Genomic DNA, 25878 nt, shown 5'->3' with positions numbered 1-25878 from the left:
TGGTGTATAACCCCATATCTCACGCGCATAACGCTACGCGCTACTCGACATCCAATTCGGTCTCTAATTCTTCGCTTTCAAGATTCAACCATGCGGCTTCCTCTGGGCTCAATGTCAAGTCCAGTGCGGCCGCATTACTGCGAATAATCGCTTCAGACGTGCAGGAAAGCAGCGCATACAAGTTCAAGTCATGCGCAAACGCCCATGCAATCGCAATCTGCGGCACACTTACATGCTTGCGGATGGCAAGAATCTCCGCGCGGCGCAATCGTTCAAAATTGCTCGCATAGCAATACCCGCGGCGAGCAGGCTCATCAAGCCGCGCTTCAGCTGCCGCGCGATCATCAGACGTAAACATGCCAGTCATAAATCCGCGGCCCAATACTGAGTAAGCAAACACCGCCATTTGGCTGCCGCGATACCAGTCAAGTTCGCGCGCATTCGCGGCTCCATCAGCGCCGTTGAGCGTTACGCTACTGCCAATCCACGGGTCGCCTTCCTGGGCGGCAAGACTGAAATTCGGCGAAGACACCGTGAACGGTGTCAACCCGTGCGCAGCCGCATAATCATTGGCTTCAGCAAGACGATCCGACGTCCAATTTGAGCCGCCAAATGCGCGAATATGGCCGGCTTGTTGCTGCGCGTTCAACCATTCAACAATCTCACCAGCTGGCACTTGCGGATTATCGCGATGCAGTAAATACACGTCGATATAGTCAACATTGAGCTTGTTCAGTGAATCGTCAATATCTTCGTCAAGTGCTTGTTGTGTTACGCGCGGCGTACCGTCATCGAGCGGATGGCACCCCTTCGTTTCAATCACCAGCCGGTCGCGTTCATTTTTGCTTAATCCAGCAATCCAGCCGCCAAGCATCGCTTGCGACTGCCCGTACACTTTTGCTGTATCAATCGTGTTGATACCAGTGCTCACTGCGGTATTCAGCAAATCAGCCAGTTCACCTGGATCTTGTGTGCCGGAAGTGAGCGCAGGGTACGCGGTGCCGAGCACTATACGCGAAACTGGTTTACCTACCCCTTCAATACTGCCGTACAACATAATGCCTCCTCGTTACGCTCCATTGCCTGCGTTCGTTCCTTCATCGGCGTCTTCGTCGATTCCTCCTCGGCTCGTTGCCATGCCGGTCATGCCACAGCAGTGTCACATGATCGAACAACGATACCCTCCACCATCGTATCGTTCTTCACTGGATTCTGCCGCCGCCGCGCCGAAAACAACTGGCTCAGTGCACGCGGGTATCGGCGTGTCGCAAGGTGGTGTGGAGACAGAAGGGGTGCAGCGACAGAGGGCGTGATGCTGCGCGAGCATGGTCGGTTGGTCGCCGTTCGCCTACGCTGTCGCCTACACTTGTCAGGTATGTCCACGACCACCACATCCGCATCTCGCGCGGCCGAACCGCAACGACGCGTACGTAAAAGCCCTGATGAGCGGCGCCACGAGATTATTGACGCCGCAGTGCGTTTGATTTCCGAACGCGGGTATAACGGCATTTCCGTGCAGGATGTTGCTGACATGGTAGGGGTTACCAAACAGGGGGTGCTGCGGTACATCGGCAGCAAAGACAACATGCTGGCCATGGTGTATCGCGACAGCTACAACGTTGACGGCAATGTTGAAGACTTTATGCAGTCGGGCTTAGCAGGCAGCTTTGAAAATGATCTGCATTTTCCGGCATATTTGCGATATTTGGTGCGATATAACGCGAGTCGGCGAATGCTGGTGCAACTGTTTTCCATGATTCAAGTGGAATCGTTTAATCCTGATCACCCCTTACATGACGAGTTTGCGGGGCGACCGGATGGTATTTGGAACTACTATCGCGGCTTCAACTGGCGTATTCCGGCGCGGTATGCCTCGTTTGATGAACTGCGGCCGACTGTGCGCCGCGCAATGGAGATTATGGACGGTATGCAACTGCGATGGTTGCGCGAGCCGGCGATTGACTTGGTAGCCGAGTGGGCAGGCTTTGAGCCGATGCTGTTTCCTTCCCCAGATTGGGATGAGTGCCGGTAGTGTGACGGGGTTGTGTGACGGCGAATATGCCGTGTGTCGCAGTCACAACATTGATAAACTACCAAGTGGTAGTTAATTAACGTCGTTCGATTTCATCGAGGAAAGCGAAAACGCCATGACTGAACAAACCCTGCCGTACAAGAACCCTGATCTGCCAGCCGATGAGCGCATTGCTGACCTGCTCGGCCGCATGACTTTGGAAGAAAAGGTCGGCCAGATGATGCAGCTTGACGCGCGCGGCGGCGACCTTGAAGATCTCATTGTCAACAAGCACGTCGGCTCGATTCTGCACACCAGCCCCGAAGACTTACCGCGCGCGATGAAGATGATCAACGAGCAGACGCGCCTCGGTATTCCGCTCATTATCGGCGACGACTGCATTCACGGCTACTCATTCTGGCCGGGCGCCACCATCTACCCTTCGCAGCTCGGCATGGCTGTCAGCTGGGACCCCGATAAGGTCGAGGCTGTCGGCCGCGCTACCGCCGAAGAAGTCTCCTGTACCGGCGTGCACTGGACGTTCTCTCCAGTGCTCTGCATTGCGCGCGACACCCGCTGGGGTCGCGTCGATGAGACCTTCGGCGAAGACCCGGTACTGATCGGCGAATTCGCCTCCGCCATGGTCAAAGGCTATCAGGGCGGCGCAAAGGCAGGGGAGGAGCTGCCGAAGAACGCGATCCTCGCCTGCGCCAAGCACTTCGCTGGCTACTCCGAAACTCACGGTGGTCGCGACGCTTCCGAAGCAGACATGACCCATCGCAAGCTCGAATCCTGGTTCTTGCCGCCGTTCGAACGAGTCGCCAAAGAAGGCTGCGGCACGTTCATGCTCGGTTACGAATCCATTGACGGCGTGCCAGTCACCTTCAACAAGTGGCTGCTCACCGACAAACTGCGCGGCGCATGGCAATACCGCGGTACGCTCATCACCGACTGGGACAATGTCGGCCGTGCCGTCTGGGAGCAGAAAATTAAGCCCGATTACGTGCACGCCGCCGCCGACGCGGTCAAGGCCGGCAACGATCTGGTGATGACCACCCCGCAGTTCTACGAGGGTGCGATCGAAGCCGTAAAGACCGGCCTGCTCGACGAAGCGCTCATCGACGCGGCCGTCGGTCGTATTCTCGCGCTGAAATTCCGCCTCGGCCTGTTTGAAGATCCGCGCCTGCCGGATGAGACACGTATCAAGACGGTTATCGGCTCCGACGAACACCAGCAGCTAAACCTTGCGCTCGCCCGCGAATCAGTTGCCCTCCTGCGTAACGACGGCGCGTTGCCATTCACCGCTGGTGTGACCGGCGCTGCCAAGCGCATTGCCGTGGTCGGCCCGCTCGCCGACGATGCGCAAAACCAGCTCGGCGACTGGGCTGGCAACTCCGGGCAGGTTTCTTGGATGCCGGACGGTCAGCCACGCGACATGATCACCACCGTGCTCGACGGTTTCAAGCGTCTCGCCGGCGACGGCTGCGAAGTCGTCTACTCGCGCGGCGCCAACGTGGTAGATCTCGTGCCCGATCCGGAAGGTGAATTCTTCCCCGATGGTCAGCCGCGCCCGAAGGTTGCCGTCAACGCGCCCGTTGACCAAGCGCTGATTGACGAAGCAGTTGCGAACGCTCGCCAATCTGATTTGATCGTTGCAGTGGTAGGCGATGTTGTTCAGCTCGTTGGCGAATCCTGCTCCACTGCCACGCTTGATTTGCTCGGTGGCCAGAACGCGCTGCTTGACGCGCTCGCAGCCGTCAGCCGCGAAACTGGCAAGCCGATGGTCACTGTGCTCGTGAGTTCTAAACCGCAAGTGCTGCCGGCAAGCATCGTCGGCGCTAACGACGTGTTTGCTAAGCGTTGCAACGACCCGGCGGCCGGTGCTGGTTCGATTCTGTGGGCGCCGAGCCCGGGCATGAAAGGCGGTCAGGCCATTGCGGAGATCATCCTGGGTCTTACAAACCCGTCCGGTCGTTTGCCGATTACGTTCCCGCGTCACGTTGGCCAGCTGCCGGTGTACTACAACCAGATTCGCGGCCAGCATGGCAACCGTTACGCTGACCTGACGCAGGACCCGGCGTTCGCGTTCGGCGAGGGCGAAAGCTACACGACGTTCGAATATGGGGATGTGCGCATTGTTGGTGGCGCTTCTGGAGCTCACGGTGCGTTCACTGCCGCAGACACCGTGCACGCTGAGATTACGCTGACCAACACCGGCGATCGTACTGGTACTGAAGTCGTGCAAGCGTACATCAACGACATTGTGACCTCGTACAGTTGGACCGACCGTGAGCTCAAAGCTTTCCGCCGCGTGACGTTGAAGCCGGGGGAGAGCACGACCGTGAGCTTTGATATTCCGGTCGCCGAATGCACGATCGTCGATCAGGATGCGAATCGCATTGTTGAGCCCGGTGACTTCGAACTGCTCATCGGCCACTCAAGCCGTCGCGACGACCTTAAGGCCGCTACGTTCACCGTTGCGTGACACCTTTGGTGACGCAATGCGCATAGCAGATAACGCTGTGTGTGTCGGTAAGACAATACTGCGGGTGCGGTAGCCTCGGCTCCCCTTGCCAGGGGAGCTGTCGAACGCAGTGAGACTGAGGGGTAGTTACCAGAATCATGGCAATAACCATCAATTCTGGTAGCTACCCCCACGGTTTTTGCTCCGCCTAGTCGATGATGATCTCAGGCAGCCTTCTCAGCTGTGGGAGTCAAGATCGGCATCAGCTCGCGCGCGATCGCGGCGGCAATGGCATCATATCCGCGCTGATTCGGGTGAATCGTATTGCCGTACAATTCACGCCGCCCATTGAGCACATCAGCATAGTCAAGATACATCCAACCGCGCCGCTCGCACAGCCCAACATAGCAATCATTCAGCATGCTCACCGCGCGGTTCATCTCGCGAATAATCGGGCTACTCAAACGGCTCATAATCGGCTCAGCCGTAGCGAACTGCGGCACTGACAGCACCACAACGCGCATGCGCGCATTAATCGCTAACGCTTCATCAACAATCTGTGCTAACTGTGTTGCTACGCGCTCGAGTGCTGGTATGTCGCGCGCATGCTCCAAATCAATATCGTTCGTTCCCAAGCCAATAGTCATCACCGTTGCTTGTGGTAATGCTGCGCGCGCTGCTTGCCACGGTTGATATGTTCGATAATCCGTCGTGCTGGCACCGCAATACCCACAGTTGCGCACATCAACGCCCAACAGTTTGCCTACCTGCTGAGGCCACGGGTATGGAGCCATAAACCCCATACCAGTATCGCCTTGCGTAATACTGTCGCCTACACAAACCAGCAGCGGTTTGCGCCCGGGAGCCCCGCCAAATGGAGCATCAATCGAAGTGTTCATCATATGCTTCCCATCAACACATGCGGCTCGAACGGGGGTAGCCGGCCGAGCCGCATCGCATCAATCACTGAGTGGCCACTCACTTAGTAGTAACCGTGTACCCTTGCTCCTCACCGTATTTCACTAGTGCACTCTGCCAGTCAGCCAATCCTTGCGCTAGTGTTTTAGAACCAGGATCAGTAAACGCGGTAGAAATATTGTCTGGGTAAATCGAACCGCCATACACCTGATATGGCAGGAACTGGAATTCACTCGTCACATTCTTTGCCGATTGCGCCAGCACTTTGTTAATTTCCTGGCCGCCGAAGTACTCCTTCGGCTGGTTAAGATACTCATCGCTACTCAACGTGCGAGTCAAATCGGGAACAATGCCGTTGTCAGTCAGCGTTTTCTCACCTTCGCCATAACCCACATACTTAGCGAACTCATATGCGGCCGCAGCGTGCGCAGAACCCTTCACTACAGACAGAGCGCCACCACCATTCTCAGCGCTGGCAGTATCGCTATCGCTCCACACTGGCAGGGGAGCGGCGCGGAACTTGCCGGACGCCTCCGCTGAAGACGTTTGCAACGTAATCGGCATCCAACCGCCGATCGCCAGCGAAGCAATATGACCATTGCCAAGGCCGCGATACCAGTCGTCAGTCCAACCCTGCGTTTTAGTGTCGATAAGCTTTTCATCAATTAGCTTTTGCCACAGATCAACGTAGTGCTTCACGCCAGGGTCGCTCGTGAGATTGATCGTAATATCCTTGCCCTTCACGCTAAACGGATGGCCTCCAGCCTGCCAGATTAACGACAATGCCATTCCAGCGTCGGAACCAGACTCATTCGTAATGTAATAGTCAGGGCCAAGCGCATGAATCTTCTTCGCAGCCTCGTAATAGTCATCCCAAGTTTTTGGCGCTTCAGTCACACCAGCCTTGTCAAAAATCTCCTTGTTGTAGAACAAAGCCATTGGGCCGCCGCCAATCGGCACACCATAAATGCCATTGTTTACCGAAATGCCGCTTTGTGCGCCCTTCGTGTAATCCGCCAGCATTTTCTTACTAAAACCATATTGGGAGAGCTCTTCCAAACCGTCAGAAATAGCAAACTGAGGAACAGCATTAAAATCAAGCTGCACCAAATCAGGCGCACCCTTGCCTGCAGTAAGCGCATTGCTGAGCGCCGTGTATTCATCGTTACTAGAACCAGCGTTGACTACGTTCACTGTAATATTAGGATGCTTGCTTTCGAATCCTTGCACGGCTTTCTTCACCGTAGGCTCCCACGCCCACACGGTAACGGTTTGCTTCGCATCAGCACTCTCACCTGTGCTTGCACTCTGCCCGCACGCGCTCACACCCAACAGCAGTGCAGACGTTGCAACCAACGCAGTAGCTTTGGTAAAAACTCGCATAATTCCGCCTCTCCTTAGGTTTTCTCTGCGGCTCGCTCGACGATGACGCGATCCGTGTTTTCAGGTCTATAGGCAATGAATTATTGTTCGTTCAACTGCTTGATAACCCCTTGCCTATGTACGAAGCATAGGAGGATTGCATGGGATTCTCACGCGGTTTCAATGCGTATTCTTGGGGATGAGTTGTTAATTCTTGGCATCTTCACTGACGTCAGATATTGGCATAACCATGCTGCGATACGTTGACGGCGAAGCCCCCGTTTCACGGCGAAACATCGCACAAAACGTACTTGGCGCACTATATCCACACGCACGGCCAACCGCAGCAACAGGCATATCAGTAAGCGAGAGTAAATACTTCGCATGCTCCACTCTGGTACGCGTCACAAAATCGTACGGGCTATCACCAGTGAGCTCTTTAAACGTTTTCGCAAAATGAAAACGACTCATACACGCGATAACCGCCAGCGCATCAATCGAAAGATCACCAGCCAAATGCTCAGTGATATAGCTGACCACGCGGTCAATAGCAGTTTGCGCAAACGTGCGCGGCTCATCAGTACGTTCAGACGCTAACACCGTAAGAATGCCATCAATACTGTGATTGAGCTCCGGCGCACTGGCATGCACTCGGCCAGAAAGCACGTCAATAATTCTGCGCAGCATATCCACCGCTTCCTCGCCGGCGGATGGCGTAATCACATTGCCAGCATTCGCAACAATATAGCGGCAGTATGCGCTCGCCGAGGGGCCATTGAAATGCATGAAATAATCTTGGCAAGGTTCTGTAGTCCAAAAATCATGCGGAATACTGCAATCGAGCACAATAAACTGCCCTTGACTTGCGGTATGGGTAACGCCTGCAGTTTTTACATGAAGCGTGCCTTGCCTGATGTACGCGATCATGAAATTATCGATCGACCGGCGGCGCAGCGAATAGTTTGCATAATAAGTCAGCGCGCCCGCGGTAATCGGGTAGAGGAAAGTCTGTTTGATGATGGCAGCTGGTGAGGCTAACCAATAGTTGGATTGTGATGGGTCGATGCCCGCCGCCAGCATTTTCATGAGTGCTGCCTCCCCGCATTCGCATTTCGCAACTCTCGCTTCTCATCTTAGAAGGGTGATGGGTGATCGTGCTGTGATGCTGAGAGGCTGTGTGTTGCGTTGCTCAGGTCTGAAAAGGTTCCGTCTGCCGAGCCTCTGTTGGCAGACGGAACCGTGAGTGGACTGTCAGCTGGCGTTAAACAGTGGCGATAGTTCGTCTTCGTGTTCTTGTAGCACAGCGAGCACGTACTTGTCCCAATGCCGCGCATCTTGTGTGGCATTGCCGAACTCGTAATCCTCCTGACCGTAGTCAATCACGTCGAATCCGGGCACCGCTTTGCTCGCACCCTTGGCACGATAAGCCGCAGCTGCTGCCAACGTGAACGAAACAGACAGCCCAGATGTCGTCTTCGAAGATTTCTTGGTCTTCACCCAGCTGCTGATATCCGTGCCGGTTGCCTCGGTCGCATCGCCGTTTTCTGTCACAGTTTCGGCCTTCGCCTTGGTGATCTTCTTGGCGGACTTGTCATACTTGCCGACCATTTCGTCAACGGTTAGCGACAGCGATTCGCCCAGCGTTTCGGAGGGCACGTGACCGCCATCCCACTGCCATTCGATCGTCGCGTTCACACCGGCGTTTAGCCATGCAATCTCCATGTTCAGCGAACCGAACATCGACATATCGCCCTCGGATGCGCCCATCACTACGCGCGTCCACGTTGGATCATCCGTGCCGTCTGCACCGATGTAGTTGAGCGGATCGTACAGTTCGACGATGTTGTTGCCGTACTTGTCGCCCTGCTCGACGCTCGCGATATCGGACTTATATGCAGCGAGCATCGCGGAGAACGAATCGTAGTTTGCGGAATCCTGCGAGCCGCTCGACGACTGTGTGGTGCCAGCATCCGGCGTGCCGACGACCTCAGTCTGGGATGAGGAGCTGCTGCTCCCGCCGTTAGGGGCAGCGCCGGACGGTGTTTCTCCGCTGGGTGCTTCGCCACTGGGCGGCTCACCGCTCGGCGCATTGCCATCGCCGGGAGTGCCGCTACCACCCGCGCCGCCCGGCCTGCCCATGCCGTCGCTGCTAGATGAACTCTTCGCATAGCGGCCTTCCAAAAATGCGGTCGCCTTGTCTGCTGTACTCATCGCCGCCACTTCGGCGTCAGACAGCGCATTACCGTCCTTGTCGAACCACGTCCAGCCGCTCGCATAGCCGAGATTGTCAACATACCATTGCAGATTCTGCTCGAATTCGGCCAAATACAGGTCAAGATACGTGCCGTGATAGCCATTCGTGCTCTTGTACTTGCTGCCGGAATCATGCTCAATGGTGAGCTTAACCGTATCCTTCTTGTCGCCGTCACCGTTCAAGTCGAAGCCGACTGCCGATTCTTTAACCTTCAGATTCAGCCCGTTAATGTACTCCATGTATTCGGCCGCAAGATATTTGGCCATCTTCTTCTGAAAATCGGACGAATACTCGTGATCCGGGTCGAGATAATACTCGAATGCGAGCGCCATATCAGCCTGAGCGAGCGGAGTAATCGCACTGTACGCGATCGTGCCCCACGCGCCATCCGAAATCGCCTTCGTTGTGTTGTTGATCGTCACGCTCGACGTCCAGCCGCCGTCTGTGGTCTTGTACACGCCGACTGCGCCCGCCTCGGCTAGATAATCATAGTAGTCCTCGTTGTTGCCGGTCGCGGCAAACATTGCAGCGTGCGCGCCGCCACCCGAGCCGCCCGTGGTAACCAGTCGATCCACGTTGCCGGGCAGATTGCCGAGCATGATGTTGTACTTCACATAGCGCGCGGCCGCCTTCTGATCCACCAGGCACAGTGGCGCGTCGCCCGTGTACGTCGTGTTGCCGTCGGCATCAGTGACGGTGCTCTGTTTGCCGCGATTGCCGGACGCCATCGCGATGTAACCGTCGGCCGCGTACTGCGTGGAGGCGAGCTGATTGTTCTGCGAGCTGTAGCCGGCCGCGCCCGTGGTGAAGATGATCGGCGCGGTTGCAGCGGTGTACGTCTGCCCGTTTTCACTGGTGATCGTGGCCTTATAGTCGATCACGAGCGAGCCCTTGACCGCGGTACCGCTGGTCGCGGTTTGTGCAGTCGTATCCGCCGTACCGTCACCGTCCGTGTCAATGCCGGTCACATATGCGCCCGGAACGGCGACCGAAACGCCCTGTTGGTCGGGCAGTTCCGGATTCGTGACAGCCGAGACAATCGAAAGTACCCACGCATCAGCGTCGCTCTGGTAGGTCCACGCTTGGTCGGTATTGTTCTTGAGGTTCAGCGTACTTTCGATGGTGGTTTTGGTTGCTGTGTCCTTGACTGCAGCGGTGGTCGTCTTAGCGGTTGATGTGGATGATGAGGTTGTGCTGGTTGCTGTGTTACTGCTGGTTCCAGCGCATCCGGCGAGCGCGACGCACAGTGCGCTTGCTGCTGCCAGCGCCGCCGCTATCTTGCGGCGTGATGCATGTCTGGTCATGGTCTTCCTTCACGTTCAGGGACGCCGTTCGCGTCCATTGCCGTCAAGGTAGCCCGCGAACATTGAACGAAGATTGAACCAGCTGCGCTGAGCCGGATTGGGCGCGTGATGGCTCAGGCGGACGGCATCGAAACAGTGAACGTGACATGGTCGGCCTCGCTGCTGCAGGAAATAGTGCCGTGATGAGCAGCAACGATCGCATGCGCGATGGATAGGCCAAGTCCGTAATGAGTGCCAGCACCGGAGTGCGCAGCATCGACGCGGTAGAAGCGGTCGAACAAATGGGTGATCTGTTCCGGCGATAGTGAACCGGGGTTTGTGACGCTGAGGATTACGCGACCATGTTCCGCGTGCAGCGCGACGTGGATGACGTCGAGTACGCCGTCCGTAGCGGCGCTAGTTGTTGTGCTGTTTGCCGTGTTGTTCGTTGCAGTGTTCGTCGCATCTATATGTGCATGATCGACCGCATTGTCGAACAGAATTGATATCAGTTCGCCGAGTTGCGTTTCGTTACCTCGCACTAGCACTCGCTCCTCAACTCGCTCCTCAAAACGTAATCCATGCTCGAACGCGACCGGCTCGCACGCGAGCAAACAGCCGGATACCAGTCGGCTCAGATCGACGGACGGCATGACATCATCATGCGACGATCCGGCTTCGACGCTTGCTTCCGCATGAGCAAGCTCCAAAAGTTGCGCAACCAAACGGCTCATACGCTGATTTTCAAACTCAATATTGTCAAGCCACGGATTATCACCGATATCGCGTCGTAACAACTCCGCATTCACGCCGATCGTGGCGACCGGCGTTTTCAACTCATGACCGGCGTCGGCAACGAACCGTCGCTGCTCGGCGTGTGCACGTTCCAACGGCAACATGATCAGCCACGCAAGCCCCCAGGCCGCAATAGCGAGCAGCACGAACGCAATCGCCCCAAACATCGCCGTATAGCGCATCAGCGTGGCCATGTTCTCATCCATGACCGTGTTATCCATCATCACTATGAGCGTGCGCCCGTCATACTGCTCAATCCGGTACATCCATTGGTCCAGGGATCCGGTAGCGAGTACGTCCGGTTCGCTCAGATTGGCGTTCGCATGCGCCCATGTGATGTGATGTTGTGCTGCCATTGATTTGCCGGCTGTGGCAAGCGCTTGCTCGGTGATACCCGCGGATGAATTGCCCGCGTAGTCGCTGACCGTGCCCGTAGCATCGAACACGACTGCATAGAACGTCTGCGACGTGTACGTATCTGTTGCTGGCAATCCACTCGGAGTCTGCTGTGACGGTTGCGTGTTGGATTGCGTGTTGGATTGCGCAGAATCACCGTTGGCAGCTACGTCGGATTGCGGCTGACCGGCCGGCCACGAATCGTCAGAAGTTGGGGGAGTGTCGGTACCAGGCAAACCATGCTCCCAATACACTGCCGCGTACTGTTCAAGCATGCGCTCGTTACGCGAGGACACTTCGCGATAGCTGGTCGTGTAGATCAACGCGACCAGCCCTGCGACCAGTACGATGAGCACACCAAGAATCGCTGCGACGATACGCCGCCGCGAACGGCGAAAGAGTGGGTCGTGCGATGAGTGTGGCGGCAGTCGCCATGCGTGAGGAGAGTGATGCGAGCTGGTAGACATGATCAGCTGTCCTTTCCATCGCGCAACACATAACCAAGCCCCCGCACAGCCCTGATCTGAACCGTCGAACCAACGAATGCGAGCTTGCGACGTAGGAACGAACAATACACTTCGACGCTGTTGTAATCACTGCCATAGGCTTGTGGCCATGCGGCTGCGCGCAGCTGATCGCGCGAAAGTACCTGATCGGCATTGTCGAGTAGCGTCTCGAACAAGGCGGATTCGCGCTGACTGAGCGTTGTGGATTGACCGCTGGTCGTGCAGCGCAGTGTTAGCGACGATACATCCCACGACAGATCGGCGAATGTGCGGGTACGTGAGCACGCGGCATGATCGTCTAACGCCCCAACTCGGCGCAATTGTGCGCGTACGCGAGCCAGTAGTTCTGGCACGGCGAATGGTTTAGTTAGATAATCATCCGCACCTGAATCTAAGCCGGTTACCTTGTCGTCCACCGAGGTCTTCGCAGTTAGCATGATAATCGGCGTGGTCAATCCCAGATCGCGCGTCATCGTGGCCAGACTCGTGCCTGAACGTCCTGGAAGCATCACATCGAGAATCATCGCATCATATGTGCGCTCGCGGATGGCCTGCGCGCCGGACTCGCCATCGCCACACACGTCAACCGCATAGCCTTCCCGGCGCAACAGCTCAGCGACAGCCTGCGCCATGCGCGACTCGTCTTCAACTAGCAGCAGTCTGGCCATGCGGGTCTCCTTTCGGCGAATCTGGCGGCATGAATCAGCGGTAGCCCTCCCACAGCGGCAGTGGCAATAGCGCATCCTCGCATTCGGCCCACATGGCGTTCAGATCTTGGCCGGGGGAGCGCAGCCATCGCAATTGCAGGCCGTCCATCATCGAAAAGCCTGCTTGCAAAACATGTTGCACATTGACGCCATCTGGCACTTGCCAGTTGATATTCATTGCGTTCGACACAATGCTTTGCTCTCGGCGCGCGAAATACTCATGCGCAGGGTGGCCGGGGTCAAGAGCTTCGGCGCTCAAGGTTGAGAACATATGCACGAGTGCAGGCCGGTGGTTGTTGACAGCGACGGTTCGCCGCCACATGTTGGCGATCAGCGGCCGTTCCTCGGTGACCATGCTTTCGGTAATCGACTCGGTTTCGCGATCGTACCGTTCGGTGAGTACGAGGCTCAGCAGTCCTTCCTTGCTGCCGGCGTAATGCAGTACGCCAGCTTTGGTTAAGCCTACTGCGTCAGCGATGCGCTGCAGTGAGGTGCCGTAGTAGCCGAGGCGGCCGAAGTATTCGATCGTAGCGTCGAGGATTGCATTCAGTCGATCGCTATCGTTGGTGTGCGCTGCATCGCGCATGTCAGCGATTTGTGCGTCAGTGCTGCGTGTATCAGCGCCGCGTACATCAGTGTCGCGACGGTTATCGTTCGTAGTACTCATATCGCTAACCTTACGGTTGGTAGGTAAGCTTTACAAATACTTTCTGCGTGTCGAAGATGATTATTTGATAATCTACCTACCAACCGGTTGGTTTGAAGTGTGAGTTCCGATTCACAAAGGAGTGGGAGCTTACCACCCGTCACCGCATACCAATAAGACCACAACACACATCAACATCGCCGAGCTACAAGTGCAGCTCGCCAACACAACGCACATGAAGGAGACAGTATGAGCGAGAGCAGCTACCCATCCGTCAAGGACCTCACGCTTGAAGAAAAAGCATCACTGACCTCCGGCGGCGACGCCTGGCACCTGCAGGGCGTCGAGGCCAAGGGCATCCCCGGCTACATGATCACCGACGGCCCCCACGGCCTCAGGAAGTCCCTAGCCGCCAGCACCGGCGAAACCGATCTGGACGACTCTGTGCCAGCCACCTGCTTCCCGCCGGCCGCCGGCCTGTCCAGCTCGTGGAACCCTGAGCTCATCCACCAGGTGGGCGAGGCCATGGCAGAAGAATGCATTCAAGAGAAAGTCGCCGTCATTCTCGGCCCTGGCGTCAACATCAAGCGCAATCCGCTCGGCGGCCGCTGCTTCGAATACTGGTCCGAAGATCCGTACCTCGCCGGTCATGAGGCGGTCGGCATCGTCGCCGGCGTCCAGTCCAAGGGCGTAGGCACGTCGCTGAAGCACTTCGCCGCCAACAATCAGGAGACCGACCGCCTGCGCGTTGACGCGCGCATCTCGCAGCGCGCCCTGCGTGAAATCTACCTGCCGGCCTTCGAACACATCGTCAAGACCGCCCAGCCATGGACGATCATGTGCTCCTACAACCGCATCAACGGCGTGCACTCCGCCCAGAATCGTTGGCTGCTCACCGACGTGTTGCGCAACGAGTGGGGCTTTAAGGGCATCGTCATGTCCGACTGGGGTGCCGACCATGACCGCGTCGCCTCTCTCAACGCCGGCCTGAACCTCGAAATGCCGCCAACCTACACCGATGAACAGATCGTCTACGCTGCCCGTGACGGCCGTATCGCCCCCGCTCAGCTCGACGCGATGGCACAAGGCATGATCGACTTGGTGAACAAAACTCGCGCCGCGATGAGCATCGACGGTTACCGCTTCGACGTTGACGCGCACGACGAAGTCGCTCACCAGGCTGCCATCGAATCGATGGTGCTGCTCAAGAACGACGACGCAATCCTGCCGCTTGACGCTGCTGCCAGCAAGAAGGTCGCGATTATCGGCGAATTCGCTCGCACCCCGCGCTACCAGGGCGGCGGCTCCTCGCACATCACTCCCACGAAGATGACCAGCTTCCTCGACACGCTCACCGCTCGCGGTATTGACGCTGACTTCGCGCCCGGCTTCACGCTCGATCTTGAGCCGGCCGACCCGGCGCTCGAAGCGCAGGCTGTTGAAACCGCCAAGGGTGCCGACGTCGTGCTCATGTTCCTTGGTCTGCCGGAAGCTGCCGAATCCGAAGGCTTCGACCGCGACACCCTCGACATGCCCGCCAAGCAGATCGCCCTGCTTGAGCAGGTCGCCGCCGTCAACAAGAACGTTGTCGTTGTACTCTCCAACGGCTCCGTCGTCACCGTGAACCCGTGGGCGAAGTACGCCAAGGGCATCCTCGAATCCTGGCTGCTCGGTCAGGCCGGCGGCCCGGCGCTCGCTGACGTGATTTTCGGCGCGGTCAGCCCCTCCGGCAAGCTCGCGCAGTCCATTCCGTTGGACATCAATGACGACCCGAGCATGCTCAACTGGCCCGGCGAGGAAGGCCACGTTGACTACGGCGAAGGCGTGTTCGTCGGCTACCGCTACTACGACACCTACGGCAAGGCTGTTGATTACCCGTTCGGCTACGGCCTGAGCTATGCAACCTTCGAGATCTCCGAGGTTTCCGCCACCAAGACCGGTGCCAACACCGCCTGTGTGACCGCGACCGTCACCAACACCTCCGACGTGGACGCCGCTGAAACCGTGCAGGTGTACGTGGCTCCGGGCGCCTCCGACGTGGCTCGTCCGAAGCATGAGCTCAAGGGCTTCGAGAAGGTGTTCCTCAAGGCTGGCGAGTCCAAGACCGTGACCATCGATCTGGACGAGCGCGCGTTCGCCTACTGGTCTGAGAAGTTTGGTGACTGGCACGTTGAGGCGGGCGAATACGGCATCGAGGTCGGCACAGCGAGCCGCGATATCGCTGCGAGTGTGAACGTGACGCTCGATGGTGATAACAAGTCGCTGCCCCTCAACGAGTGGTCCACGTACGGTGAGTGGGAGTCCGACCCGGTGGGCGGCAAGGTTGTCGCAGCCGCCATCGCCGCTGCTGGCACCAACGGTCTGCCCACTCTGCCAGACAACGCCATGATGCGCATGTTCCTCCAGTCCATGCCCATCAACTCGCTGCCTACGCTGCTGGGCGAGGGCGGTAAGACCCTTGCCTCCTACCTGCTTGACGAGTACGCCAAGCTTACGAAGAACATTACTGAGTAACGCGCGATAAACATGCGAATGCCGGCGCTCCCATAAGGGCGCCGGCATTTAACATAAGGTACGCGTAAAGTTATGCGGCGAATGTGCGCTTCAACCAATCAACAGCCAGCTTTGGCCAGATCTGCACGCATGGCACAATCGTAGCGGCCGGGTTGTTACGCACGGCGGTCTCCTCGTTACCGAGTGCAGTACCGTGCCCGCCTTCGGGGAACAGGTGAGCTTCGATACTCGCTCCTGCGGCACGGCAGGCGGCGATCAGCATTAGCGTGTTCTCCACCGGCACATCCATGTCGGTCATCGTATGCCATACAAACACTGGTGGAGTCTTCGCATCAATATGCTGCTCAATTGAGAGCTTATCCAGCCACTCAGCATCATCCTTACGCGTCGCACCAAGCAGCGCGTCAAAGCTGCCGCGATGCGCAAACTCGCCAGCAGTGATCACCGGATAGGCGAGCATCAGTGCATTTGGGCGCACAGCATCCGGATCATAGCCAGCGGCCGCAAGATCATCATCGCCAACCGAAGTCGCCAAATTTGCAGCCAAATGGCCGCCTGCAGAAAAACCGATTGCAGCCACACGGTTCACATCCACATGCCATTCGTCGGCATGGTCACGAATCAACGTCATCGCCTGCGCGGCCTCAAGCAATGCCGTCGGGTACACGCTCGGCGCGCACGAATAGCGCAGTGCAAACGCCTGGTATCCGGCTGCAACAAACTTCATCGCCACCGGCTCAGCCTCACGATCCGACGTCATCTGATAGCCGCCGCCAGGAATCACCAGCACGGCTGGACGGTGACGATCTGGATCAATCTCCTCGCTGTTATCAAGCACATAGCCGACAAAACGCGCTTCGCTGCCGTCAACGCCGGTAATGGTCTGGTCAATGTATTGCATGAAATCCTCCTGTGATGTGGCCGTCATGCCAACATGACTGAGGGGCGGCTGCGATCGCAATGTGCATATTCACGCCGATCGTGTAACGCCCCTCAACTAGCCTACTGCGCGCTGCGAGAGCGCACAGTAGTTTCAGTAATCTTCAGTAATTTCAGTAATGGTTCAGTTGATAACCTAGCCGCCGTGTGTCAGAACGTGACCTCAACATCCACCGCGGTCACGCCGCTATCCGCAGCCGGCGCCGGCACCACGGAGCCATCGATCGCCTTGCCATCCACAACCAGTGAACGCGAGCCCGTGCGCTGCAGCTTGATCGTGTAAGTCACGCCACGGTAGACGCGCGTTACCGTCAGGTCAGTGTATTCAGCCGGCAGATGCGGTTCGATAACCAGACCATCCAACGTTGGGCGCACGCCGAGCAGATACTGCGAGACGTCCACGAACGTCCACGCGGCAGTACCAGTCAGCCAAGAGTTCTTGCCTTCGCCAGGCGTTGGCGCCTCTGGGCCGGCCACCATCTGGCAGTAAACATACGGCTCTACCTTGCGAATCTCCGACTTATCTTCCAACCATGCGGGGCAGTTACGGCGGTAGACCGCGAACGCCTCATCATCATTGCCAGCCACCGCGTTCGCAATCGAAATCCACGGATTGTTATGGCAGAAAATACCGCCATTTTCCTTATATCCGCGCGGATACGAGCTGATCTCACCCAACTCGATGCGATACGTCGAATACGCGGGTGCGAGAATCGCCGTACCCCACTCGCAGGTGAGACGATCATGCACAGACTTGAGCGCAGCCTGCGCCTTGCCGTCGTCAAGACCAATGCCAGCCATCACGCACATGCCCTGCGGTTCAATATAAATCTGCCCCTCAGTATCCGTATGCGAGCCAACCGGGCGCGAATACGCGTCATACGCGCGCACAAACCATTCGCCATCCCAGCCGGCAGTCTTCACCGCCTCGTTCATGGCGCCGATTGCTGCGCGAACATCAGCAATTTCAGCCGCCAGCGCATCAGCGCTCACATTGCACTCAGCCCCATAATGCTCGAGAATATCCGCATACTGGCCGCCATAGAGCACGAACATGCCGCCAATAAACACGGACTCTGCCACACCGGTGTCATTATTTTCCACCGTTTGGAAGCTCTCGCCCGGAGTGGAGGAGAAGCAGTTGAGGTTCAAGCAGTCATTCCAATCGGCGCGGCCAATCAGCGGCAGCTTATGCGGGCCCAAATGCGTCATCGTAAAGTGCGCAGAGCGGCGCAAATGCTCAAGCAGCGGAACCTCAGAGCCTTCAACATTGTTGAACGGCACTGGCTCGTTCAAAATGCTCACATCGCCAGTCTCGGCCAAATACGCGTACACGCCGGCGATCAACCACAGCGGATCATCATTGAATCCACCGCCAATATCCGCGTTACCCTTCTTGGTGAGCGGCTGATACTGGTGCCATGCGGAACCATCTTCCATCTGCGTGGAAGCAATGTCGATAATGCGCTCGCGGGCGCGCTCGGGCACCAAGTGCACGAAGCCCAGCAGATCCTGGTTCGAATCGCGGAAGCCCATGCCGCGGCCGGTTCCGGACTCGTAATAGGACGCAGAACGCGACATGTTAAACGTGACCATGCACTGGTACTGATGCCAAATATTGACCATGCGGTCGAGGCGCTCGTCGCCTGATTCGACGCTGTACGTGCTCAGCAGGCCGTTCCAGTATGCCTTCAGCGCTGTGAGTGCTGCGTCAACTTCAGCTACAGAGTTGAAACGCGAGAACAGCTGGTGCGCTGGTTTCTTGTTAATAATGCCGACCTTCGCAGGATTGTTCGGATCCTCCCATTTCTGGTCGTTCGGCACTTCGATGTAGCCGAGCATGAAGATCGCCGTGCGCGTCTCGCCCGGCTGAAGCGTCATGCGTACACGGTTTGCGGCGATCGGGTACCAGCCGTGGGCCACGGAATCGTGGGCGCGCCCTTCGGCGATGACCTGCGGCGTATCCCAACCGTTGAACTGGCCCAAGAATTCGTCGCGGCTAGTGTCGAAGCCAATGGCGGGCGTGTTGACAGCCCAGAACGCGTAATGGTTACGGCGTTCTTTGAATTCGGTTTTGTGGTAGACGATCGTAGCGTCTTCGAGACGTTCGATTTCGACTTCGCCGGTGGAGAGGTTGCGCTGGAAGTTCGTAGAATCGTCGACTGCGTTCCACAAGCACCATTCCACACAGCCGGTTACGTCTACGGTGACGGGGTGGTCGTTCGTATTGGTTACGTCAAGACGGTTGATTTCTGCGGCGGTGTGCAGCGGCACGAACGCGGTGAGCGCGGTGCGGACGCCGGATTTGGCGGCTTCAAATACGCTGTAGCCGATGCCGTGACGGCAGCGATACTCATCGAGGGGTGTTTTTGTAGGCAGGAACGTGGGGGAGAAGGTTTCGACTGGTTTGGCGTCTTCGCTATTGCCGCTCATGATGCTCACATAGTAGTTGCGTGCGCCGTTGTCGGTGGGGACGCCGTTGTAGCGGTAGCGGGTGATGCGGCGCAGTTTGGCATCCTTATAGAAGGAGTAGCCGCCGCCAGTGTTGGAGATGAGGGAGAAGAAATCCTCGTTGCCAAGATAGTTGATCCACGGTAGTGGGGTTGCAGGCGTTTCGATTACGTATTCGCGGGCCTCATCGTCGAAATGGCCGTATCGCATGGTAGTTCCTTCCTTGCTCTTCCTTGGGCTGGGTGTCCGCACGGAGCTGGTGATCTTGAACTGCGTTGTGTGATGTCACAGCGGCTCGTGCTGATGGGAACAGCATATACCATTTTTGGAACCGTTTCCATTTGCGCGTTTCGTCATGTAGAATGGGTGGAACGCACATACCATAATGTGTAGTTCCCGAGGCTCACGCACTACGATGAAGCAGTGCGATAGATACCTTCGGCGAGTGGAAGTAGGTGGTGACAATGGTGCTGCGGGGCGATAAAAGCGGAAAAGATGAGAAAACGATCACGATCCGCGATGTAGCCAAACGTGCTGGAGTTGCGGTATCCACTGCGTCACGCGCACTGGGTGGGGGGTCTGCTTCCGAGGCAACGCGCGAAAAAGTGCGCCGAGCCGCTGAAGAATTGCAATTTGTGCCTAATCTTTCTGCGCGCAGGCTTACCGGTGGCCGCAGCAATGTAGTGGCATTAGTCGCCGAGGAGCCTACGGATTTCCTGTTTCGCGACGATTTTATTGTTGGCATTCTCGGCCAGTTAAGTGCCTCGTTGACGCGCAGGAATTTGCTGCCATTCTTGTCGCTGGTGGCGCCTGGTGATGTGGCTGGATTTGAGGAGCTCATGGGCAAATCCGGCGCTGAAGGCGTGGTGGCAGTGAGCTTCCACGAGGGCGAACAGTTTGCCGGATCTTTGCGAGCAATGGATAAGCCGATTGTGTTTATTGGAGCGCCGCCGAAAGGCTATAAAGCGCCTTTTGTGGATGTTGATAATTATGACGGCGGCTATCAGGCTGGGCGGCATTTGGTTGAACGCGGATGCCGCAATATTGCACTGATTGAGGGGCCTAAAGATATGCCTACTCCGCGCGAGCGTACGGGCGGATTTTTGGCTGCACTGAAAGAGAATAATCTCGAGCCGGTAATGGTGTGCTCTGGCAGTTATGAGATTGAAAATGGGCAGCGGTCGATGGAACGCATTCTGAGCGCTTGCCCACAAGTCGACGGCGTTTTTGCGCATTCCGACAAAATTGCGGCCGGCGTGCTGCAAGTGTTGGATAAAGCAGGCAAACACATTCCTAATGATGTAGCGGTTATTGGTTTTGATGACTTGCAAGCGGCGCGTTTATTGAACCCGCCGTTAACTACAGTTGCGCAACCCTTGAATGTTGTGGCTGAAGCTGCCACTGACATGCTGGTGTATCGACTTGAGCATGGCTCGTGGAAAGTCTCGTCGCAGCGGTTCCCGGTGCGTTTGATTGTGCGCGAATCCGCATGATAATGCGGTTTTGTGGGTGTATTTGCGTGCGTTGGATGGAATAAGCCGAGCGCACGGGGTGTATCGCTGGGTATATCGCGTGCACTTAAGAGTACTGAGCGTGCCAATTCGCATGTAATGCAGGGCACTGTATCGATAAATACAGCTGAAAAGCTGAGAAATGTCCGATAATGTGGAATCGCTTCCCTTGAATCGGTTGAAATTGACAATGACGCTTTCTATTTGGCATGGGAGCGTTAACATGTCTATTTGCCATGTTTTGCAATGCTTTTCAGGTATTTTGTTGTGCTGCTTTGCAACACGCCGTGGGTGTTGCATTCGCCTCAAATGGTGTATCTTATGAATACGCAATGGAAACGGTTCCAAAGCGCGGGGTGATTCCCCGGTTCGAAAAGGGCCTACACAGTGATGTGTGGGGAAGGATAAATCGCACACAGTAGTGCGATGAAGGAAATGAGGATGAGATGAACAAGTTCAAGCCGGCATTGGCTTCCGTTGCCGTATTGGCGATGATTGCCAGCCTCGGTGCGTGTGGCGAATCCAATTCTGGTGGCTCCTCCAGCGCTGATGGAAAGATCACCATCAAGGTCCAGACCTTCAACAACCCTGGTTTTGGCAAGCCTACTGCCGAGCGTGCTGGTGCTGATCTGTGGAACAAGTACATGAAGGAGCACCCGAACGTTAAGATTGAAGAGACTGTTGCTGCTTCCTCTGATGATGCTCGTGCCGCCTTCAACACCGCTATTTCCACCGGTTCCAATGCTTATGACGTTTACCTCGCTGAAGTTGACTGGATGCCGTCCTTGATGGCAATGCCGGACCAGTTCGTTGACCTCTCCTCCTACACCAAGGACAACGATTGGGTTGATTGGAAGAAGGAAAGCGCCACTGTTAACGGCAAGCTGATCGGTGCTGGCACCGATATCGGCCCTGAGGCAATCTGCTACCGTGCAGACCTGCTCGAGAAGGCGGGCTTCCCCTCCGATCGTGAATCTGTAGCCAAGTGGCTCGGCGGCGAGAACGCCACCTGGGACTCCTACTTCGCAGCAGGCAAGGAATACACCGAAAAGACCGGTCTGCCGTGGTACGACTCGATGGCCAGCAACTGGCAGTCGATGATCAACCAGGTTGAAGAATCCTACGTCACTAAGGATGGCAAGATCATCGCCACCTCCAATGACAAGATCAAGGAAATGTACGACGAGCTGACTTCCACCAAGGATCTGTCTGCTCACCTCACCCAGTGGAGCGACGACTGGAACGCAGCATTCAAGGCTGATGATGGCTTCGCTACCATCCAGTGCCCGACCTGGCTGCTCACCAACATTAAGGGCAACACTGGCGAAGACTTCAAGGGCTGGGATATCGCCGACGTCTTCCCTGGCGGTGGCGGCAACTGGGGTGGCTCCTACCTGGTCGTCCCTGAGTCCTCTCCGGTCAAGGATGAAGCTGCTAAGCTCGTCGCTTGGCTGACTGCCAAGGATCAGCAGGTCGCTCTGTTCACCAGCGCTAACAACTACCCGAGCTCTGTTTCCGCTCAGGAAAGCTCCGATGTATCCAGCAAGACTGATCCTTACCTCAACGACGCTCCGGTCGGCCAGATCTTCGCCAACCGCGCCAAGGCTTACGACATCGTTCCGTACAAGGGCAGCCAGTACTTCGACATCCAGACCAAGATGGTCGACGCCCTCAACCGAGTTGATGCTACGCAGGAGCAGACTCCGGATGCTTCCTACAAGCAGTGGGTTAACGACGTCAAGGCTCTGAGCTAACCGACTACATCGGTGGTTATCCATCCATAATCATGCGGCTCCGTCGCCACCATATTCGGCGGCGACGGAGCCTTTTGCTAGGGAGTAATGATCATTGCTGCGCGCTGAAGCGCGGCAGATCTCATCGCTAGCGAAGAAAAAAGGAGTGAGAGGTTATGTCAACGGCAAAGCGCAAGGCCGGCAACGAAGCTGGCGCGTCCCCGTCATTTAAAGCCCGTCTGGGCATTTTCGAATGGAAAGCATCCCCGTATCTCTACGTGGCACCATTCTTTATTCTTTTCGCGATCGTAGGCCTGTTCCCGCTGTTCTACACCGCGTACATTGCTACCAGGCAATACAACACGTTGACTGGCGACGGTGGTGTCGCAGTGTGTGGCGCAACCTGCGGTAGCGATACACCAAGCATCTGGGCCAATTTCGCCTGGGTTATCCACCAGGAATCGTTCTGGGATGCTCTGCGTAACTCGTTCTCGATCTTCCTGCTGAGCTCGGTGCCGCAGATCATCATCGCACTGTTCCTCGCATGGATCCTCAACGCAAACCTCAAGGCCAAGACCTTCTGGCGCATGGGCGTGCTGCTGCCGTACATTGTGGCTCCTTCGGCAGCAGGTATCATCTTCTCCCAGATCTTCTCCGACAAGATGGGCGTGATCAACGTAGTGCTCACCAACCTGGGTATGAGCCCGATCCTGTGGCACGCGAATACGTTCTGGTCGCATGTGGCCATCGCTACGATCGTCAACTTCCGTTGGACTGGTTACAACACGCTGATCTTCCTCGCCGCGCTGCAAGCAATTCCGAACGATGTGCTCGAAGCTGCGGTTGTTGACGGCGCTGGCGCATGGCGCACGTTCCGCTCGGTTGTACTGCCGATGCTGCGCCCGACGTTGATCTTCGTGATTATCACCTCCACCATTGGTGGTCTGCAGATCTTCGATGAGCCGCAGATGTTCCACAACGGTACTTCCGGCTATGGTGGCCCGAACCGCCAGTACCTGACCTTGTCGCTGTACCTGTGGGATATGGGCTTCAACAAGGTGACTATTGGCCAGCCGAACCTCGGCCGTGCAGCTGCAGTGGCTTGGCTGCTGTTCCTTATCATCGTGTTCCTCGCCGTGCTGAACTTCCTGATCACTCAGCGACTGGCTTCCGGTGGTGCTCCAAAGGCAAGCAAGGAGCAGCTGGCTGGTATTAAGGCTCAGCAGGAAGCTGAATATGAGATTGCTCGCCGCTCTGGCGTTGAAGCTCGCCGCGCTGCCGGCATCGTGGACGGAAAGGAGAACTGATCATCATGGTTGACATCACCAACGAAAGCAACAAGACCGATCTGGGCACCCCCGCCCTCGAGCAAATGTACGGCAAGGGTGTGGCCAATGCCGCTGCCAAGCAGCGCCGCAAGAAGCTGGGCATGACCAGTGAGGGCCGCCGCGCCGGATGGGGCACGTACCTGATCCTCACGGTCACCATCCTCATCTTCCTCATCCCGCTGTATGTAGCCGTTTCTATTGCTTCGCAAGCCAGTTCCAGCACGCAGTATGGCGTGCAGGCAATGATTCTTGGCCCTGGTTTGTTTAAGAACATTGCTCGCGCGTTCAACGCGATCAAGTTCTGGCAGGCACTTGGTGGCACGTTGTTTGTGGCAACGATCGTATCCGTCTCCACCGTGTTCTTCAGCACGCTGGCCGGCTACTCATTTGCTAAGCTGCGCTTCCGCGGGCGTGGCATCCTGTTCACCATCGTTATCGGTACGATGACCATTCCGCAGCAGCTGAGCGTTGTCCCGCTGTACATTATGGCGAACAAGGCTGGCCTGTTTGGTTCCCTGTGGGCTGTGATCATTCCGAGCTTGGTGAGCGCATTCGGCGTGTTCTGGATGACGCAATACTTGCAGGATGCGTTGCCTTACGAGCTGATTGAAGCGGCGCGCGTGGATGGTTGCTCGATGTTCCGCACCTTCCTGTCAGTGGCTGTTCCTGCAGCTCGCCCGGCAGCTGCGATGCTGTTCCTGTTCACGTTCATTGCGCAGTGGACCAACTACTTCTGGCCTATGCTGATCCTCGGCCCGAACAAGAACAGCCTCCTCACCGTTGCTGCCGCTACGTTGAAGGGCGCGTACTTCACTGATTACACGATGGTGATGGCTGGTGTTGTGCTCACCACCTTCCCGCTGCTGCTGCTCTTCTTTGTTGCAGGCAGGCAGCTGGTCTCCGGCATTATGGCCGGCGCCGTCAAGGGCTGATCGGTTTTCCTCTCCTTCTTTCCGATCAGGCCTGTGACGGCCGCAGGGCGCTTCGCTTCATGCGGAGCGCCCTTTTTCGCGTTCATATGAAGTTCACTGAAGACTGCCGGCGATGCTGGGCCGCGCAATTAGACTGAAAGTAGATACTGGGGGAGGGCTCTATGGACGACGGTGCAGCGCAGCAAAAGTCGAGCATGAATAACGGGGACGATTCGGGTACTTCGTCTACTGAACCGGCTACAGGAGTACCTGCCGAGCCGATGCCGTCTGATAGACCACAGGTTCCTGTTGCTTCCCCTACGCGCAGCGAGGATTGGTTGCACCGTTCGACGGACAGTGTCGAGCAATCATGGGAGCCAGGCTCCAGCCCAAACGTTTCTGCGCCTTCCGCGGGCGGAGGGCAGGAAGTATCCGTGGTCACGCGGTTCTTCGCTATGCGCGTCCCCGTCGTTGCGCTGATCATCACCATAGCGGTCGCGCTTATATTGTGTGTAGGTGTCGGATCTATCAGCTATTCGTGGTTTGGCGGTAGGGCTGATACACTGTCCCGCCAATTGCAGGACACGAAATCGCAGCTTGCCGCAGCCAAACAGGAAAACGAGAAGGCTGGCGATAAAACCGGTTCTCTCGCCTCTCAAAACGACAAGCTCACGAAGGCAAACAAGGATCTTTCGGCCAAGAACGATGAACTTACCAAGGAGAACGAGCAGTTGAAGTCTGCTAGCTCGGCGGCGTCTGCGTCTGGGCAGTCATCGGACATGATCCAGATCGTCTCGTTCTCAGAGCAGCGTCAGAGCGCAGATTCGCACGAGTTGCATATCACTGTGCGTAACAATACGCAGGTCACGTTCGATCAGGCGTCAGTCACTTATGTGCTTCGCGACGCTTCGGGTAATCAGGTGGGCGGTAATCATTATTCGGTGGAGACGGGCATACTTGCTCCAGGTGGCACAATGGACACTTACGAGATGTATGTCTCCGACGTTCCTGCGGGACTGACGGCGGTACCGACACAGTGGTCGGCGTCGAACACGCAGAATAAGACTTACATCAACGGGCAGTATGGATCTGGTGTCATGACCTACACGTTGCAAAAGTAGCTGATCGTTGCGGCGCGCTATGGCGTGC

At 56.8% G+C, this 25878-nt stretch carries 18 protein-coding genes; 8 read left to right on the top strand and 10 right to left on the bottom strand.

Annotation, left to right across the window (positions count from 1 at the left end; translation table 11 throughout):
* Positions 1 to 40: 40 nt before the first annotated feature.
* Complete coding sequence (locus D2E25_RS03635) at positions 41 to 1057, bottom strand: aldo/keto reductase (RefSeq protein ID WP_125979697.1); 1017 nt, start codon at positions 1055 to 1057, stop codon at positions 41 to 43.
* A gap of 318 nt (positions 1058 to 1375) precedes the next feature.
* Between D2E25_RS03635 and D2E25_RS03630 the strand changes: the two genes are divergently transcribed.
* On the top strand, positions 1376 to 2032 hold the full coding sequence (locus D2E25_RS03630; RefSeq protein ID WP_164514689.1) for a TetR/AcrR family transcriptional regulator: 657 nt from the start codon (positions 1376 to 1378) through the stop codon (positions 2030 to 2032).
* A gap of 115 nt (positions 2033 to 2147) precedes the next feature.
* Positions 2148 to 4496 (top strand): glycoside hydrolase family 3 N-terminal domain-containing protein, encoded by a 2349-nt coding sequence (locus D2E25_RS03625; protein ID WP_125979692.1) that lies wholly within the window; start codon positions 2148 to 2150, stop codon positions 4494 to 4496.
* Positions 4497 to 4699: 203 nt separating this feature from the next.
* On the opposite strand, the gene D2E25_RS03620 is transcribed toward D2E25_RS03625, so the two are convergent.
* The 7 genes from D2E25_RS03620 to D2E25_RS03590 form a co-directional block, all read right to left on the bottom strand.
* Entirely contained in the window at positions 4700 to 5377 is a 678-nt protein-coding gene (locus tag D2E25_RS03620) for an SGNH/GDSL hydrolase family protein (RefSeq protein WP_125979690.1), read from the bottom strand.
* A 76-nt stretch (positions 5378 to 5453) separates the two neighbouring features.
* Positions 5454 to 6776 (bottom strand): ABC transporter substrate-binding protein, encoded by a 1323-nt coding sequence (locus tag D2E25_RS03615; RefSeq protein WP_125979688.1) that lies wholly within the window; start codon positions 6774 to 6776, stop codon positions 5454 to 5456.
* 186 nt (positions 6777 to 6962) lie between these two features.
* Positions 6963 to 7841, bottom strand: coding sequence for an AraC family transcriptional regulator (locus tag D2E25_RS03610; protein ID WP_125979686.1), 879 nt, complete (start codon positions 7839 to 7841; stop codon positions 6963 to 6965).
* Between the two features lie 165 nt (positions 7842 to 8006).
* Positions 8007 to 10313, bottom strand: coding sequence for a hypothetical protein (locus D2E25_RS03605; protein WP_125979684.1), 2307 nt, complete (start codon positions 10311 to 10313; stop codon positions 8007 to 8009).
* A gap of 113 nt (positions 10314 to 10426) precedes the next feature.
* Positions 10427 to 11950, bottom strand: coding sequence for an ATP-binding protein (locus tag D2E25_RS03600; RefSeq protein ID WP_125979681.1), 1524 nt, complete (start codon positions 11948 to 11950; stop codon positions 10427 to 10429).
* Between the two features lie 2 nt (positions 11951 to 11952).
* Positions 11953 to 12657: a response regulator transcription factor gene (locus tag D2E25_RS03595; RefSeq protein ID WP_125979679.1), complete on the bottom strand. Its 705-nt coding sequence runs from the start codon at positions 12655 to 12657 to the stop codon at positions 11953 to 11955.
* Positions 12658 to 12691: 34 nt separating this feature from the next.
* The gene (locus D2E25_RS03590) at positions 12692 to 13282 is read right to left on the bottom strand and encodes a TetR/AcrR family transcriptional regulator (RefSeq protein ID WP_125979923.1); all 591 of its coding nucleotides are present in this window, start codon (positions 13280 to 13282) and stop codon (positions 12692 to 12694) included.
* A 309-nt stretch (positions 13283 to 13591) separates the two neighbouring features.
* Between D2E25_RS03590 and D2E25_RS03585 the strand changes: the two genes are divergently transcribed.
* A complete protein-coding gene (locus tag D2E25_RS03585) occupies positions 13592 to 15856 on the top strand; it encodes an exo-alpha-(1->6)-L-arabinopyranosidase (RefSeq protein WP_125979676.1) in 2265 nt (754 codons plus the stop codon).
* Between the two features lie 70 nt (positions 15857 to 15926).
* On the opposite strand, the gene D2E25_RS03580 is transcribed toward D2E25_RS03585, so the two are convergent.
* A complete protein-coding gene (locus D2E25_RS03580; protein ID WP_125979674.1) occupies positions 15927 to 16757 on the bottom strand; it encodes an alpha/beta hydrolase in 831 nt (276 codons plus the stop codon).
* 188 nt (positions 16758 to 16945) lie between these two features.
* The gene (locus tag D2E25_RS03575; RefSeq protein WP_125979671.1) at positions 16946 to 19456 is read right to left on the bottom strand and encodes a glycoside hydrolase family 94 protein; all 2511 of its coding nucleotides are present in this window, start codon (positions 19454 to 19456) and stop codon (positions 16946 to 16948) included.
* A gap of 254 nt (positions 19457 to 19710) precedes the next feature.
* On the opposite strand from D2E25_RS03575, the gene D2E25_RS03570 reads away from it, so the two are divergent.
* The 5 genes from D2E25_RS03570 to D2E25_RS03550 all read left to right on the top strand — a co-directional run bounded on the left by D2E25_RS03570 (position 19711) and on the right by D2E25_RS03550 (position 25850).
* Complete coding sequence (locus D2E25_RS03570; RefSeq protein ID WP_125979669.1) at positions 19711 to 20739, top strand: LacI family DNA-binding transcriptional regulator; 1029 nt, start codon at positions 19711 to 19713, stop codon at positions 20737 to 20739.
* 464 nt (positions 20740 to 21203) lie between these two features.
* Entirely contained in the window at positions 21204 to 22511 is a 1308-nt protein-coding gene (locus D2E25_RS03565) for an ABC transporter substrate-binding protein (RefSeq protein ID WP_206430719.1), read from the top strand.
* 155 nt (positions 22512 to 22666) lie between these two features.
* Positions 22667 to 23797, top strand: coding sequence for a carbohydrate ABC transporter permease (locus D2E25_RS03560; RefSeq protein WP_125979666.1), 1131 nt, complete (start codon positions 22667 to 22669; stop codon positions 23795 to 23797).
* 5 nt (positions 23798 to 23802) lie between these two features.
* The gene (locus D2E25_RS03555; RefSeq protein ID WP_125979664.1) at positions 23803 to 24750 is read left to right on the top strand and encodes a carbohydrate ABC transporter permease; all 948 of its coding nucleotides are present in this window, start codon (positions 23803 to 23805) and stop codon (positions 24748 to 24750) included.
* A gap of 161 nt (positions 24751 to 24911) precedes the next feature.
* On the top strand, positions 24912 to 25850 hold the full coding sequence (locus tag D2E25_RS03550; RefSeq protein WP_125979661.1) for an FxLYD domain-containing protein: 939 nt from the start codon (positions 24912 to 24914) through the stop codon (positions 25848 to 25850).
* Positions 25851 to 25878 lie beyond the last annotated feature (28 nt).

The sequence above is a fragment of the Bifidobacterium goeldii genome, from assembly GCF_003951095.1.
GTDB lineage: Bacteria > Actinomycetota > Actinomycetes > Actinomycetales > Bifidobacteriaceae > Bifidobacterium > Bifidobacterium goeldii.
This window is presented reverse-complemented; position numbering and strand designations above follow the sequence as displayed.